Annotated in this window: 18 protein-coding genes; 7 read left to right on the forward strand and 11 right to left on the reverse strand. The window is 66.0% G+C overall.

Annotated features, from left to right (window positions below):
• Positions 1 to 70 precede the first annotated feature (70 nt).
• The 4 genes from KZ498_RS07145 to tmcA all read right to left on the reverse strand — a co-directional run bounded on the left by KZ498_RS07145 (position 71) and on the right by tmcA (position 4,687).
• Positions 71 to 1,672 (reverse strand): long-chain-fatty-acid--CoA ligase, encoded by a 1,602-nt coding sequence (locus tag KZ498_RS07145; protein WP_312617997.1) that lies wholly within the window; start codon positions 1,670 to 1,672, stop codon positions 71 to 73.
• A gap of 122 nt (positions 1,673 to 1,794) precedes the next feature.
• The gene (locus KZ498_RS07150; RefSeq protein ID WP_312617999.1) at positions 1,795 to 1,959 is read right to left on the reverse strand and encodes a hypothetical protein; all 165 of its coding nucleotides are present in this window, start codon (positions 1,957 to 1,959) and stop codon (positions 1,795 to 1,797) included.
• The gene (locus tag KZ498_RS07155) at positions 1,956 to 2,453 is read right to left on the reverse strand and encodes a DUF456 domain-containing protein (protein ID WP_312618000.1); all 498 of its coding nucleotides are present in this window, start codon (positions 2,451 to 2,453) and stop codon (positions 1,956 to 1,958) included. The genes KZ498_RS07150 and KZ498_RS07155 overlap by 4 nt, the downstream gene beginning before the upstream one ends.
• Positions 2,450 to 4,687: a tRNA(Met) cytidine acetyltransferase TmcA gene (gene tmcA, locus KZ498_RS07160; protein WP_312618001.1), complete on the reverse strand. Its 2,238-nt coding sequence runs from the start codon at positions 4,685 to 4,687 to the stop codon at positions 2,450 to 2,452. Before tmcA ends, KZ498_RS07155 begins: the two co-directional genes overlap by 4 nt.
• 90 nt (positions 4,688 to 4,777) lie before the next feature.
• Between tmcA and KZ498_RS07165 the strand changes: the two genes are divergently transcribed.
• From KZ498_RS07165 to KZ498_RS07190, 6 genes are all read left to right on the forward strand, one after another.
• Positions 4,778 to 5,800 (forward strand): nitronate monooxygenase, encoded by a 1,023-nt coding sequence (locus KZ498_RS07165; protein WP_312618003.1) that lies wholly within the window; start codon positions 4,778 to 4,780, stop codon positions 5,798 to 5,800.
• A gap of 213 nt (positions 5,801 to 6,013) precedes the next feature.
• Entirely contained in the window at positions 6,014 to 6,376 is a 363-nt protein-coding gene (gene rpl7ae, locus KZ498_RS07170) for a 50S ribosomal protein L7Ae (RefSeq protein ID WP_162411641.1), read from the forward strand.
• A gap of 11 nt (positions 6,377 to 6,387) precedes the next feature.
• Positions 6,388 to 6,615, forward strand: a complete 228-nt coding sequence (locus KZ498_RS07175; protein ID WP_004516764.1) for a 30S ribosomal protein S28e — start codon at positions 6,388 to 6,390, stop codon at positions 6,613 to 6,615.
• Positions 6,616 to 6,617: 2 nt separating this feature from the next.
• Positions 6,618 to 6,959: a 50S ribosomal protein L24e gene (locus KZ498_RS07180; protein ID WP_312618004.1), complete on the forward strand. Its 342-nt coding sequence runs from the start codon at positions 6,618 to 6,620 to the stop codon at positions 6,957 to 6,959.
• Positions 6,959 to 7,423 (forward strand): nucleoside-diphosphate kinase, encoded by a 465-nt coding sequence (gene ndk / locus KZ498_RS07185; protein ID WP_312618005.1) that lies wholly within the window; start codon positions 6,959 to 6,961, stop codon positions 7,421 to 7,423. The genes KZ498_RS07180 and ndk overlap by 1 nt, the downstream gene beginning before the upstream one ends.
• A 64-nt stretch (positions 7,424 to 7,487) precedes the next feature.
• On the forward strand, positions 7,488 to 7,745 hold the full coding sequence (locus KZ498_RS07190) for a glutaredoxin family protein (RefSeq protein WP_312618006.1): 258 nt from the start codon (positions 7,488 to 7,490) through the stop codon (positions 7,743 to 7,745).
• A 192-nt stretch (positions 7,746 to 7,937) separates the two neighbouring features.
• On the opposite strand, the gene msrB is transcribed toward KZ498_RS07190, so the two are convergent.
• From msrB to KZ498_RS07210, 4 genes are all read right to left on the reverse strand, one after another.
• On the reverse strand, positions 7,938 to 8,342 hold the full coding sequence (msrB, locus tag KZ498_RS07195) for a peptide-methionine (R)-S-oxide reductase MsrB (protein ID WP_312618007.1): 405 nt from the start codon (positions 8,340 to 8,342) through the stop codon (positions 7,938 to 7,940).
• Positions 8,343 to 8,473: 131 nt separating this feature from the next.
• Positions 8,474 to 10,156 carry a GMC family oxidoreductase gene (locus tag KZ498_RS07200; RefSeq protein ID WP_312618008.1) on the reverse strand — a complete coding sequence of 561 codons (1,683 nt, stop codon included), beginning with the start codon at positions 10,154 to 10,156 and terminating at the stop codon, positions 8,474 to 8,476.
• The gene (locus KZ498_RS07205; RefSeq protein ID WP_312618009.1) at positions 10,153 to 10,746 is read right to left on the reverse strand and encodes a gluconate 2-dehydrogenase subunit 3 family protein; all 594 of its coding nucleotides are present in this window, start codon (positions 10,744 to 10,746) and stop codon (positions 10,153 to 10,155) included. The genes KZ498_RS07200 and KZ498_RS07205 overlap by 4 nt, the downstream gene beginning before the upstream one ends.
• Positions 10,739 to 11,557 (reverse strand): hypothetical protein, encoded by an 819-nt coding sequence (locus KZ498_RS07210; protein ID WP_312618010.1) that lies wholly within the window; start codon positions 11,555 to 11,557, stop codon positions 10,739 to 10,741. The genes KZ498_RS07205 and KZ498_RS07210 overlap by 8 nt, the downstream gene beginning before the upstream one ends.
• Positions 11,558 to 11,967: 410 nt before the next feature.
• Between KZ498_RS07210 and KZ498_RS07215 the strand changes: the two genes are divergently transcribed.
• Positions 11,968 to 13,191 carry a tyrosine-type recombinase/integrase gene (locus KZ498_RS07215; protein ID WP_312618011.1) on the forward strand — a complete coding sequence of 408 codons (1,224 nt, stop codon included), beginning with the start codon at positions 11,968 to 11,970 and terminating at the stop codon, positions 13,189 to 13,191.
• Position 13,192: 1 nt separating this feature from the next.
• Here KZ498_RS07215 and KZ498_RS07220 read toward each other — a convergent pair whose 3' ends face one another.
• The 3 genes from KZ498_RS07220 to KZ498_RS07230 all read right to left on the reverse strand — a co-directional run bounded on the left by KZ498_RS07220 (position 13,193) and on the right by KZ498_RS07230 (position 14,587).
• Entirely contained in the window at positions 13,193 to 13,363 is a 171-nt protein-coding gene (locus KZ498_RS07220) for a hypothetical protein (RefSeq protein WP_312618012.1), read from the reverse strand.
• Positions 13,360 to 13,515, reverse strand: a complete 156-nt coding sequence (locus tag KZ498_RS07225; protein ID WP_312618013.1) for a hypothetical protein — start codon at positions 13,513 to 13,515, stop codon at positions 13,360 to 13,362. Before KZ498_RS07225 ends, KZ498_RS07220 begins: the two co-directional genes overlap by 4 nt.
• 193 nt (positions 13,516 to 13,708) lie before the next feature.
• Positions 13,709 to 14,587 (reverse strand): hypothetical protein, encoded by an 879-nt coding sequence (locus KZ498_RS07230; protein ID WP_312618014.1) that lies wholly within the window; start codon positions 14,585 to 14,587, stop codon positions 13,709 to 13,711.

Genomic DNA, 14,587 nt, shown 5'->3' on the forward strand with positions numbered 1-14,587 from the left:
GTCCGACCGACCGCCGGAACCATAATAAAGAACTGTGGTAATAGCTCGCTGATGTCTTGCCCGGGCGGACTCACTCTTGGCCGATCATCCGCTCTTGCTCCTGCCAGTACTCCTTGCGGAGTTCGTACTTCTGGATCTTCCCGGTCGCCGTCTCGGGGAGCGAGTCACGGAAGTCGACGCCAGTGGGGACCTTGTAGCTCGCGACGCGTTCTCTGAGGAAATCCAGAATCTCCCGTTCGGTCGCGTCGCTGTCGGCCGTCGGAACGACCAGTGCCATCGGCGTCTCGCCCCAATCCTCGCTCGGAACCGGGATGACCGCGGCCTTCAGGACATCGGGGTGGTCGTACAGTTCGTCTTCCAGTTCGATCGAGGAGATGTTCTCGCCCCCGGAGATGATGATGTCCTTCCGTCGGTCCATGATCTGTATCATCCCGTCCTCGTCCCACGTCGCGAGGTCGCCGGTGTGGAAATAGCCCTCGACGCGGTCGTTGAACGCCGCCGCGGTTATCTCGGGCTTGTTGAGATAGCGGTCCATCACCTGGTTGCCCTGCACCACGACCTCGCCGATGGTCGCCCCGTCGCGTGGCACGTCGTCGCCGTCCTCGTCGACGATTCTGATGTCGGTACACAGCGTCTCCGAACCCTGCTTGACCTTGATCTCCCGGCCCCGTTCGGCGATGCGCCGCGGGGAGTTGCTGGTCGTGATGATCGGGGCCGTCTCGGTCAGGCCGTAGATGTGGATGATGCGCCAGCCGAACTCGTCTTCGACGCGCTCGATGGTCGCCGTCGCCGGGGCGCTGCCGGCCGTCGAGATCCGCACGTCGCGGTCGCCCTGTGTCACCACGTCGCCGTCCGACGCCCGGTAGTGCTGGATGAGCTTGTTCAGCACCGTCGGCGCGCCACACATGAACGACACGTCGTATTCCCGGACTCTGCGGAAGGTGTCCGCGGCGTCGAAGGTCCGCTGGCAGACGTGGGTCCCGCCGGTCCCGGTGATGGCGTAGGTGTGGCCCCACCCGTTGCAGTGAAACATCGGGAGCGTCCAGAGGTACGTGTCGTCGTCGCGGATCTCCATGTGCTGATTGAGCACGAGCGCGTGCCAGCTCTCCGTCCGATGGGTCCTGACCACGCCTTTCGGGTCCCCCGTCGTTCCGGACGTGTAGTTGATGCTCGCGTCGTCGTCCTCGGCGATGTCCGGCCGGTCCGGTTCGGTCCTCGGCTGCCCGCCTAGGAGACCGCTGTAGTCCTCCCACTCCCCGTCGATGCGGTCGGGTTCGTAGCCGATGAACGCCTCCGTGGGGACGGCGTCACGTACCGGCTGGACCTTCTCGGCGAAGTCGTAGTCGGCGATCACCGTCGCCGCCTCGCAGTCGTTCAGGATGTACTCGATTTTCGGGGTGTTGAGCCGATAGTTCAGCGGGACGAACACCGCACCGAGCTTGTTGGTCGCGTACAGTGTCTCCATGAAGTAGTGTGTGTTCGGCGCGAGGACGGCCACGCGACTCCCCTTCGAGACCCCGCGGTCCGACAGCGCGTGTGCCAACTGATTGACCCGCTCGTTCACCTCGGCGTACGTGTACTCGGTGCCGTCGTGGGCAACGATACCGGTCACGTCGTCGTAGATGTCCGCTGCACGGTCGATGAAGTCGGTGGTGAGCATCTCACGTTTCATGATAACACGCCTCACTTTCCGTATTCAAATCCAATTATTATTATATTTTCTTCGCGAACGGGTCACACCTACTGGTCAGATTCCCTCGTGTGTATCACCCCGTCTATCGGTACAGATGCGGGCTATGGCCACTCGTCTTCGTGGCCGTCCATCGGCGCGGGGACGACGCCGTCTTTCTGGGCCCAGACGCGGGCGTGGTCCGGACAGACCTCGCGGTTCGCGTCCCAGGGGATGTGGAGTTCGACCGCGGCCTCGTTCTCGCAGCCGTCCTCGGCACACTGAGTCATAGGACCGCGACTGCGACCATGGTGACCAGTATCGATGCCGTCAGCAGGGCCTGGACGACGCCGGAGGCCAGCATCCCGACGGTCGTCACCAGCGCAGCTTTGGCGCTCCCGCGGGCGTCCCCCTGCCGGTAGAACTCGACGACGAACACCGTGCCGGCGACGCCCAGCAGGATGCCGAGCGGCCCGGTGACGAAAAAGAGGACGAGCGCCACGACGCCAGCCAGAACCGCTGTCCAGTTCGACGCCCCGCCGACGCGTGCGGCGACGGCCCCGCCCGCGATATCGACGGCCCACGTCAGCAGGCCGACCAGCGTCAACAGGGCCAGCAAGAGTGTGCCGGGGTCGGTCATCCCGCTGGCGACCCAGTAGAGGTAGACGCCAGCGAGCGAGACGAGCGCACCGGGGACCTGGGGCGTGAGGCTGCCGACGACGCCGCCGACCAGCAGAGCGAACGCGAGCACGAACAGCAGCGGTTCGAGGCCGAGCAGGCTCATAGGTGTCTGTCGAGTTCCTCCTGTACCCAAGGGTCGCCGTACAGACGCGTCAACCTTTCGACGACTCCGCCGAGCGTGCGCATACACTCCCGCTCGGAGACGAACTCCAGGTCATCGGTGACAGCCGACCAGGGACGGGCCTGCAGGACCTTTCGGACGAGGAGGCGTTCCTCCCGCGCCGAGAGCGCGGCCGGGTCGGTCGGGTCCGAGAGGTGTCGCCGGGCGAGTTCACGGAACGGCCGCGGGTTCGTGTCGAGAATCGACGCGCCGCCGGGGACGCCGGCAATCAGCCGCCACTCCCACTCCGAGAGGGTGAGCGACGGTTCGGTGTCGCTCGCGCGAAGCACTGCCCGAACCACGTCGGGCTCACAGTCGTCGAGCGGGTCCGACAGCACCGCGGCGATTCGGTCCTGGAACCACTCACCGTGCCGCGTCGCGAGCGCCGTCCCGTCGTCGGAACAGGGGTCTACCATTACGACGGAGTACTCGCCGCTGGTCGCGTTCCGCGAGGTGGCGAGATGGACGGTGGCGTAGCCGTTCCGCGCCCAGAAGCGGACGAGTTCCGGCGTCGCACCGTAGCCGACGCCCAGCCAGTCCACCCGCTCTGCGAACTCCGCTTCGACCTCCGAGAGGAGGTGCGAGCCGAGCCCGCGGGACCGGACCGCGGCGTGGGTCGCGATGCGGAGGACCCGCTGGCCGACCGGAATCCCGGCGGCTTCGTCCCGGAGCTGTGTGGACAACACGTCCGGAAGCATGTTGCCGCGGACCCGCCCGCCCTCGTACATCGCGGCTCGCGTGTCCGCCGGGAGGTCCCCCTCCCGCGCCAGCAGCGCGACCGCGACGACGTGGCCCTCGTGGGTCAGCGCCCGGACGGTGAGGTTCGGCGCGTCCAGCAGTCGGGCCAGGTCCGAGGGCTCCGTCCGGTAGTGTGCCAGCACGAGCAGACCGAACCCCTCCCGGAGCAGGTGCTCGTCAGCGAGCAGGTCCGCGGTCGAGAGCCGGCGGTACTCGACGGTCCCCGGCGTCGCATCCGCGATAAGCTGGTCGACCGGCGGGCGGGCGTCCAGCAACAGCGCCCTGAACGCCCACACCTCCACGGGGTCGCCGTCGCTGTACCGGATTGGCGTCGTCATCGACACGTCGGTGACGGAGTGGTCACTTTCCGCCAGCCGGTCCCGGAACCGCACGGAGAAGCCCCGGCCAGCCCCCTCGTAGCCGTGGACGGTCGTCGTGAAGGCGACCGCCGGGGCGTCGAGGAACTGTTCGAGTCGCCGGACCGGCAGGGCCGCGGCCTCGTCGACGATGACGACGTCGGGGTCGTCCGGAAGCAGTGCGGCCTCGGCCGGCGGCGCGTACCGCACACAGCCCGCCCCCGAAACGTCGAGTCGCTGGGGTTCCGACGTCCGGTCGCGCGCGAACTCGACGTCGAACAGCTCCAGCAGGTGTGCCGCCCGCGTGAACACCTCGCCGGCGCTCCGGTACTGTGGCGCGGTCACCAGCACGTCCCTTCCCTCAGCAGCGAGGTTTCCGGCGGCCAGTCCGGCGGCGCTGGATTTCCCCCGGCCCCGGTCGGCCTCGACCACGACCGCCCCGCCGCCGGTCCGCAGGGACTCGAACGCCTGGACCGCGTCCCGCTGGTCGTCGGTGAGACACTGGGCGTAGGTCTCGGGGCGGAACTGCGCGTCGGCTGGCGGTGTCGGGCTCGGAACCGGGCGGCTCGGTGGCGGGTCCGTCAGGCCGTCTTGCTCGACGGTGTCCGTGTCGGTGTCGACGATGGCGATGCCACGGTGGGCCCGGAGCGTCTCGACGAACCGTCGGCGGAAGTGGCCGGTCACGTCCGCCACCTCGAACGGCGGGACCGCAAGCGAGGCGTCGAACCCGTCGCGTACCTCCGGCCACGTCTCCAGCGGCGGCGCGAGGAGGACGTAGAGGCCGCCGCCGTCGACAGCACCGACGGTCCGCCCGACCGCGTCCGGTCGCAGTTCCTCGTGTGCATCGAGTACGACAGCCGTCCGGGTCCGGCCCAGCAGTTCCTCGGCGCGGGACTGCTCGTGGTGTTCACAGTCGAGGAACGCCTCCGGGCCGACGACGGTCGTCTCCCCGCCCGGTACGTCCGCCGCGTCGAGCGCTGCCCCCGCTCGCTCCCGCGTCCGGTCGGGGTCGCCCGCCAGAACGAGCAGTCGCCGCTCGTTCGCGCGGCGGGCCTCCGCTCGGAGCGACCGCGCGATGTCCATACCGGAGGTGGCAGACGCGCCAGTATGGGCCTGACGGTCCCGCCCACGGAGCCACCGGTGTTTTTCACGGGACCGGCCACAGGCACCACCATGGAACCCCTCCACACTGGACTCTGTGCCGAACTCGATGTCGACCATCCGGTGGTCCAGGCACCAGTCGGGAGCGTCTCGACGCCGGCCCTGGCCGCGGCAGTCGCAGACGCGGGCGGCCTCGGGATGCTGGCGATGTCGTGGCGCGAGGCCGACGCGATTCGCGAGGCGTACACCGCCGCCGCAGCCGCGACCGATGGCGTGGTCGGGGCCAACGTCGTCCTCGACGAGTCGACGGGCGTCCTGTCCCCCTCAGCGTGTCTCGATGCCTGTCTGGACGCCGGCGCCTCGGTGGTCTCGTTTTCCTTCGGTGACGCAGAGCCGTACATCGACCGGGTACACGCCGTCGGTGGGACGGTGCTGGTCACGGTCGGGAGCGCTGGCGAGGCCAGGGCCGCTGTTGCTGCGGGCGCTGACATCGTCGTCGCACAGGGCCGGGAAGCCGGCGGTCACGTCCAGAGCGACGTGACGACTTTGGCGTTGCTCCCGCGAGTGACCGACGCAGTCGAGGTGCCGGTCGTCGCAGCCGGGGGACTCGGTGACGGCCGCGGCCTCGCGGCGGCACTGACACTGGGCGCCGACGGCGGCTGGTTCGGCACCCGGTTCGTGGCGACCGAGGAATCGGGCGCACACGAGACATACCGGGAGCGCATCGTCGACGCACCCGAGACGGCGACGCGGCTCACCGACCTGTTCGACCGGGGCTGGCCGGACCAGCCACACCGAGTGCTGGAGACCGACGCGGTCAGTCGGACGGACGCGCCTGACCCCGCGGCCACGTCGACGGAGGGTGAACAGGGACGGACCCCCGAACGGATCGCTCGTACGGCCGACGGCGAGCCGGTGTATCGCCGTGCTGATACGCCACCGCTCGACGGCATGGACGGCGACCTGGCGGCGCTGCCCCACTACGCCGGCCAGAGCGTCGGCCTTGCACAGGACGTGGTGCCTGCCGGCGAGGTGGTCGACCGCCTCGTTGCGGAGGCACGGACGGCCCTTGCCGACGCGGTGCCCTCGGAGTAGGGAGACCACCCGACAGCGACTGTGTGCCGGCCTGGCACGCGATTTCGGCTTCGAAAGCGCTTTTAGGGCCGGTGGCACAGAATTGGGTACAGCCTGCGCCGAGTTGATGATGCTCCCAGCCTTTTCAGGATACACACCACCACGGTGTGACGGGCCCCGCGGCCCGGACACGGCGGGGGAGCCTGAGCTCGCGCGCAGGAGGTGAACATACAAATGCCAGTATACGTAGATTTCGACGTTCCCGCGGACCTCGAAGACGACGCCCTCGAGGCGCTCGAGGTCGCCCGGGACACAGGCTCGGTAAAGAAGGGTACAAACGAGACGACCAAGGCCATCGAGCGTGGCTCCGCGGAGCTCGTCTTCGTCGCCGAAGACGTCCAGCCCGAGGAGATCGTCATGCACATTCCGGAACTCGCCGACGAGAAGGGCGTCCCCTTCATCTTCGTCGAGCAGCAGGACGACCTCGGACACGCCGCCGGGCTCGAAGTCGGCTCGGCCGCCGCGGCCGTCACCGACGCCGGTGAGGCCGAGGCCGACGTCGAGGACATCGCCGACAAGGTCGAGGAGCTTCGGTGAGGTGACCTCGGATGAGCGCTGAGGAATCCGAAAGCAGCGGTTCCACGCCCGCCGAGGTTATCGAAGTCGTGGGCCGGACGGGGATGCACGGCGAGGCCATGCAGGTCAAGTGCCGCATCCGCGAAGGCGAGAACCAGGGGCGCATCATCACGCGCAACGTTCTCGGCCCGGTCCGCGAAGGTGACGTGCTCCAGCTCCGCGAGACGGCTCGCGAGGCCGACACCATCGGAGGGCAGTAACCATGCCCCGGACACGCGAATGTGACTACTGCGGCACGGACATCGAACCCGGCACGGGTACGATGTTCGTCCACAAGGACGGCGCGACGACGCACTTCTGTTCCTCGAAGTGCGAGAACAACGCCGACCTGGGCCGGGAGGCCCGCAACCTCGAATGGACCGACACCGCCCGCGGTGAGGCCGGTGCGGTCGAGGAAGAGCCGGAAGAAGCGGACGCGGAAGCAGTCGCCGACGAGGCCGACGCGGACGCCGAGGAAGCGGCTGCGGACGAAGCTGACGCCGACGAGGCTGACGCGGACGCTGAGGACGAGGCCGACGAGGAAGCCGAGGAGGCCGAGGCCTGATGTCCGAGACGGAGCGCACCTTCGTGATGGTCAAGCCAGACGGCGTCCAGCGCGGCCTCATCGGGGACATCGTCTCCCGCTTCGAGGACCGCGGTCTGAAGATGGTCGGCGGCAAGTTCATGCAGATCGACCAGCAGCTCGCCGAGGAGCACTACGGCGAGCACGAGGACAAGCCGTTCTTCGACGGGCTCGTCGACTTCATCACCTCCGGTCCCGTGTTCGCGATGGTCTGGGAAGGCCAGGACGCGACCCGGCAGGTCCGGAACATGATGGGCGAGACCGACCCGGCCGAGTCCGCCCCCGGAACCATCCGCGGCGACTACGGGCTCGACCTCGGTCGGAACGTCATCCACGGCTCCGACCACGAGGACGAGGGCGCAAACGAGCGCGAGATCGAGCTGTTCTTCGACGAGGACGAACTCGTCGACTGGGACCAGATCGACTCGCCCTGGCTGTACGAGTAACGCCAGCGGCGGTCGCGTTTTTTCGAACACAACCACCTTGAGGGCGGCGTCCGTACCGAACTGTATGAGCCTGACGCTCTACCAACTGGACGGCTGTCCGTACTGCGAGAAGGTCGCCGACCGACTGGACGAACTCGGAATCAACTACGATAGCGTCTGGGTCGAGGCGCTGCACTCGAAACGTGACGAAGTGAAGCGGGTTTCCGGCCAGCGTGGCGTCCCGGTCCTGGTCGATGCCGACCGCGGCGTCACGATGGCCGAGTCCGAGCGCATCCTCGAGTTCATCGAGACGACCTACGCCCCCGAGGCCCAGTCGGCGTAGCGGGCGGTCGCCCCGAGGTTCGACGATGCGAGCGAGAGCACACACCAGAGCCGGGAGTAACGGCACCGCTGGCGCGACCCGGCTCTCGACAACGCTTTCGAGACGACGGTTCGAGTGAACAGCCACACCCTGCAAAACTCGGTCGGACAGTGTCGCCCCACCGTCACGGCCGCCGAACCGACCCCGACGGTTCTACTGGGACTCGAAGTCCAGCGCCGCGCCGTTGATGCAGTAGCGCTTCCCGGTCGGTTCAGGCCCGTCGTCGAACACGTGGCCCAGGTGGCCGCCACACTCGGCACAGACGACTTCCGTTCGCTGCATCCCGTGGCTGTTGTCCGTCCGCGTCTCGACGTTGCCCTCCTGGTACACGTCCCAGAAGCTCGGCCAGCCGGTACCGGACTCGAACTTCTCTTCGCTGTCGAACAGTTCCGTCCCACAGCCAGCACAGGTGAACACGCCCTCGTCTTTCACGTCGATGAGGTCGCTGCTGAACCGCGGCTCCGTCCCGGACTCGCGGAGGATTCGGTACTCCTCGTCTGAGAGTATCTCGCGCCACTCTTCGTCGTTCTCGGGGAGTTCGCCCTCGGACTCACTCATGCACTACCGTACGCGCCCCAGCGGTAAAAACGTAGACCTACCCCGCGGCGCCAGCTACGCCCTGACTACCGAAATCACGGCCTGTGGCAGCCGTCTCTGACAGTGCCGCGGACCGTTCGTCGGTGTGGCAGTCACAGTTTCTCGTCGATGTGATCTGCCGTCTTCAGCGCGAGCGCAGCAATCGTGAGTGTCGGGTTGTTCGCCCCGGCAGTGGTGAATACGCTCGAGGACGCGATCCAGAGGTTCGCGAGGTCGTGTGTCCGGCACTCCTCGTTCACCACACTCTCAGCTGGATCGGTCCCCATCCGCGTCGTCCCCATGTGGTGTGTGCTCATACTTCTCTCACTTAGTGTCCTCACGCCGGTGATTTCCGCACCGAGCTCCGTCAGAATCGACTTCTGGACCGCCTCACAGTGCTCCATCGTCTCTCGTGCGTGGGCACCGTCAGAGAGATCGATCGAGGGCACCGGCCGGCCGTGGTTGTCTGTCTTCGACGTATCCAGCGTGACCCGGTTGTCGGATCGCGGCAGCATCTCGCCCGCACCACGTATCGAGAGGGGGTACGGCGGTCCCGCGGTCGTCGGAAGGTCGAGGTCATCACCCAGCTGCATCTCGTTGAGCGGGTCCGTCGCGAGTTCGGCCAGTGCATCTGGGGTCGGATTGTCGACGACATCGAGGAACCTCGATGGGGATGTCGGGGGAAGCCTGTACTGGGCACCGCCCGACGTTGACTTCGCGGTGTTGCTGAACGTGAGGTGGTAGCTCCCGGAGCCGGACTCCTCGTGGGCATAGAACTGGTCGCTCCGACTGGAGACCCACCCGATATTGCTCTGCCGTGTCGGCTCTTCGAGGGCCCCTCTCGTCGTGACGCTGGGGTGGTCCATGAGATACCGACCGACTGCGCCGCTGGAGTTGGCTAACCCGTCGGGATACACGTCCGAATCCGACAACAGCAACAATCGTGGCGTCTCGATTCCGCCACACGCGATGACGAAGTGGTCGGCTTCCTGTCGGTACTGACTCCCGTCGGGGGCCGCGTAGACGACTGATTCCACGTAGTCACCCGTCCGGTCGTGTTCCACGGAGAGTGCCTGCACCTGGTCGACGATCCGCGCACCCGCTGACTCGGCCTTCCGGACGTGGACTTCGGCGCTGTACTTCGCTCCCGACGGACAGGCGTTGCAAACGCCGTACCCGACACACTCGGACCGGTCGTCGTACGCTTCGGAGTTGATGGCCTTCGGCTGGGACGCCATCGTGATTCCGAGTTCCTCGCAGGCCTCGGCGAACAGCGAATCAGAGTAACTGGGCTCGAACGCTGTCTGTGGGTAGGGCTCTTTCCGCGGCGGGCCGTGGGGGTTGTCGTCGGCCCCTGAAACGCCCATCTCCCGCTCGGCACGCGCGTAGTACGGCCGGAGGTCGTCGTAGCTGATCGGCCAATCCCGTGCCACCCCGTACCGCGTGTTCATCTCGAAGTCCTCCTCGTGAAGCCGCGGTGTGTTTGCGTCCCAGTGCAAGGACGTGCCACCGACCGCCTTCACGCGCGTCTCGTTGAGTCGTGCGTCGATATCACCGGTCGACGTGTACGCATCCCGTTCGCCATCGCGCCAGAAGGAGCCCCGGTCGAAGTTCGGGCGCAGCCACATCTCCATGCGTCGGTGGTGGTCCTCGGGGGTCAGCCGTTCACCCGCTTCGAGCACCACGACGTCGTGACCACGCCGTGCCAGCGAGTAGGCAGTGATGGCTCCGGCCGGCCCGGCCCCGACGATACAGACGTCGGTCTCAGTCGGTGTGTGGTCGCTTGCGCCGGTCATCTTTCATCACCCGCCGGCCCTCGCTGGTACGCCTCTCGACCGCCGGGATGTCCGGGCGGATTGTCGACTCCGAGCAGTTCCCCACCTATCGGAGAGGTAAACAGTGCGTACAGCAGGTCGTTCACGACGTAAAACCGCACCTGTTCCGCAGTTGTCCCGTCGGCGGTGGGATGGACTGTCGTCACGCCCATCGACTGCAGTACCTGTCGCCGCCGGCCAGCGGAGAGTTCGGTGACCCTGCCACCGTACCGTGCTCTGGCGTGGTCGTCGACCGCTTCGATACCGGCGACGACCCCCTCGAAATGATCGGGTTTCGGCTCGACCCGCCCGAACACGCGGCTCTCGATGAACGAACGGTCTACGGAGACGGCCGACGGATACACCGCGCTGGCGATTGCTGTCAGCGCGTCGATATGATATTCAGATGCCGGGTGGGTGCTGGATTGCGTTGCTGAATCGCCAGACAAGGACCTGCCGGCGTCGGTCCCGTATCCGTAGCCCACTGCTGCGAGTGCCGTGCCGCCAAGCGCGGTGAGAAACTGGCGTCTGCTCGGAACTGTCTCGTCTGATTCGGACTGCTGTTCACTCATTGGAGGGCCCTCCAAAGATGATATCGACGCCGAGGTCGGCCCCTGAGAGCACCTGCTCGTGGTAGGCACACCATCCCAGTAGAGCGAGTAGTGCGACTGGTGCCGAGAGGACCACTGCCAGCTCACCGTAGTTGTACACACCGAGAAGGACGGTAGCTATCGGCGAGTCGCCACCGAGGAATCCGGTGAGGAACCCTCTGAATTCGTTCGCTGTCGGGTACAGCGTCAGGTCGTGGACGAAAACGTCGAGGACCGAGACGCCGAACAGCCACCCAGTGCCGATGACGAATACGCCGACAGTCGTCGCACGGGTCGGCCCCTCGGAGCGGTTTCGTCCGGGCGCTTCCGACTCGAACAGCGAACGGCCGCGAGTGTCAGTCCGGCCGATCAGTCCGAGACGCCTGGCGACCCCAACAGCGACCAGTCCGAACACACAGAGCCCCACGGCCGCGGCGATTCCCGGAAGGAATCCAGTAGCGGCCGTGTAGAAGCGTTGCGACCCCAGAACCATCGCCAGCCACGCCCCAAAGGCTGTTGCGTTGATTCCGCCGATTACAACTATTCCGGCACAGGCCGGAGCCACCCGATGTACCGATTTCAGCGCCTGGCCATCCGGCCCGTTAGAGCGTCCGCTACCGAGCCACACGACTGCCCAGCCAAAGACCAGTATCCAGGCCGCCGTGGCTACCGTCCAGTCCCCAAAGGCCCCATAGACAACGTCGTGGACGACGACCCCCGTGGCCCCAGCGAGCGGTGCCGCGGGGCCAATGAGAACGGCCGCAGCGACGAACGCGCCACCGACGTACGCCATCGAAGTAGCTGTCCGTGTTGCCACCTCGACTACGAGAAACGCTACGACAGCCGCTAGTGCCGTAGTAACTTGGTTACCTCTAACCACCTCTGTTTGATCGATTCTCCCCCACATACAAACTGAATAGCACAGTTACTGTATTGTTAATCACCATTTAATCCAAATATCATCCACGTTTTGGGCCTCTCTCTGAGCTGGGTCTGTGTCGTCTCCGGGAGCTGTGGGGAAAGTGTCTGGCGGGGCAGGGGCGGTGCAGATGCCACTCTGTGCTCGTGCCTACGCTTCGGGAACGACTCGAAAAACGGTGGCCTCGGTCGGGTGGTCTCGTCGTACGGTTCCGGACTGAAGCGCTGAAGCCAGGGGTGAGCTTTCAGCCAAACCCTTAACAGCCAAGGCTTAAATGTGAGACTATGCCGAATCCCCAGCGTGGTGTTGAAACTCTGCGGACCAAAGTTAAAGAGGGCGAGCGGGATATCGACCACGACCGGGACCGTGACATCCTGCTGGAGTTCAGCGACCAGTTGAAGCTTCTGCGGGAAACGTACGGCCACCATCGCCACCTCAAGCTTCTGCGTCACTGTGTCCGTATGGCCGAACTCGCGCCGGCGTCGCTGGCCGACAGTCTCGAGGACCGCGATGCGACCGAGGATATCGTCCGCTGGATCCACGATACGTACGACCTCGACGAAACGCCGGAGACGAACCAGAACTACCGGGTCGCACTCCGGGTCTTTGGTCGCCGCGTCACTGATGTCGCAGGCGATGACCCGCCGCCCGCCATCGCGTGGGTCAACTCCACGCTCCCGAACGACTACGACCCGTCGCCGGACCCTGGCGAGATGCTGCGGTGGGAGGACGATGTCGAGCCGATGCTCGACCAGTGTCGCAACAGTCGGGACGAAGCCGCAATCGCGCTCCAATTCGACGCTGGCCTGCGAGGTGGCGAGTTGTACGATCTCTGTGTCGACGACATCAACACCTCGGACTACGGCCTGACGGTCAGCGCCGACGGGAAGACGGGCCAACGAGCGGTCGACCTGATTCCGTCGACGCCACACATCAACCGCTGGCTCAGTGACCACCCTGGCGATGGTGACGACCCCCTGTGGTGCAAACTGTCCGACCCGGACCAACTCTCCTACCAGTCCTATCTGGACATGTTCAAACGACCCGCATCGCGGGCCGGCGTCGAGAAGGACGTCACGCCGACGGCGTTCCGGAAGTCGAATCTGGCCTGGCTCTGCCGCCAGGGCATGAACGCCCGGCATATCGAACGCCGCCAAGGCCGGGTGCATGGCTCCGACGCCGTCTCCAGATACGCCGCTATCTTCGACGACGATATCGGTGACGAGTACGCCCAACTCATGGGTCTGGAGGTCGTCGACGACAGTAGCGACGACGAGTTCGCGCCGGTCACCTGTCCGCGATGTGACCGTGAGACGCCCCAGCGCGAATCGCAGTGCATGTGGTGTGGCCAAGCACTCTCGCCAGAAGCAACCAAACGGTCGTCCCAGCAGGACACGGACCTGATGGAAGCGCTCGCCGACAACCCCGAAATGGCCGAGGAGTTCCTGGCCGTCAAAGACGCTCTCGAGGATAACCCGCTGGCCCGCCGTGTCCTCGGGTTCGACTGACTCACCCATCGGTCTCTCCTCCGTCGTAGGCTGCTAACCAGTCCAGTGCGTTCTGTGCCCGCTCGCCGAACCGTGTCTCTGTCTCAGCGATCGCTTCGAGTTCGGTCCGGCACTCGATAAGTGTCGTTGCGATACGTTCCTCGGGGTCAGGATACTCGGTCTGTTGGCTCACGTCTGGTCACCTCTGAAGAAACAATCGATGCACAGTGCGTCGATGGTGCCGCTGCCGGGACAGCCCTCGACCCCGTTCGGGCAGGTCGTGTCCTGGTCGCCGACGCCGGCATAGCTCCGGACACCGTGGGGTGTCGCGAACGGTTCAGCCATCGTCGACCACCGTCAGGGCAAGCGGGTGCAGCCGGCGACGCGGCCACAGGCGGCGGGCCGTCCAGGACTCGCCGTCGGTCTCGACATCACGCATCGGTATCCCCGTCCTGGTCCGTGTCGACGAGGTCACGACCACACTCTGTGCAGCGAAAGATTTCGTCACTGGTCGCGCCACAGGCCGGACAGCGAGCCGTCATTCCTCGCCCTCCACGGGGTCGATGCGCCACAACTGGCCGTCGCGAGCGATCTCGAACCCACTGAGGCCGCGGTCGAGCATGTCATCGGTGTCGTTGCCGGGCAGGTCACACTCGATGGCGATATCCTCGGTTTTGAAGAACCGATATTCGGGCGTGTGGGCTTCGAGCCACGACCGGATCCGCTCGCGGGGCTCGCCCTCGACGGTAGGCGCACTTTCGTGTTCGAGGACGGTCTCGTCGTCGGGCTCGGTGGTCCGAACCACGACCTCGCTGGGATGGCTCATGCGGTCGTGGTGGCCACGCACCCGATCCTGGCGGGCCCAGGGGCCCTTGCCGCAGTACCCACAGTAGTACTCGATGTCGTCTTTGGACTGGTGGGCCTGGGCGCCCGGCTCTTCGGTGCTGGCGGCGACCAGGTCGGACAGGTCGGCGATGGCGAGATCGCCGCTGCGTTCGAGTGCCAGGAACGTCGTCTCCTCGAGGGCGTCGATGTCGATACCCAGCCGGCGGACGGCCTTCTTGAGCTGGAGGTCGCCACCGGACTCGTCGGCAGCCCCACTGACGGCGTACGCATCGGGATCGGTGTCGTCGCTGGGTTCGAACCCGAGTCGGGTGTGCTCGTGGTCGACGAGGATGCGGAGATAGTCGGGGCGTTCGTCCCACAGCGTCCGGCAGGCTGCTGCGTTCAGGAAATCGATGATCGTTGCCAGGAGATTGGTAAACGGGTCCCCTCCGACTGGGCCGACCGCGCACTCTCGGAAATCACAACTGCCGGCTATCAGCCGAACCACAAGCACGGCGTCGACATAAACGTCACGCCGCTCGTCGACGCCGAGATTGTTCCGAAGACCGTCGACGATCAAGTCCTCTAACAC

Origin of the sequence: Haloarcula sp. 1CSR25-25, from assembly GCF_032027985.1 — an archaeon.
Lineage (GTDB): Archaea > Halobacteriota > Halobacteria > Halobacteriales > Haloarculaceae > Haloarcula.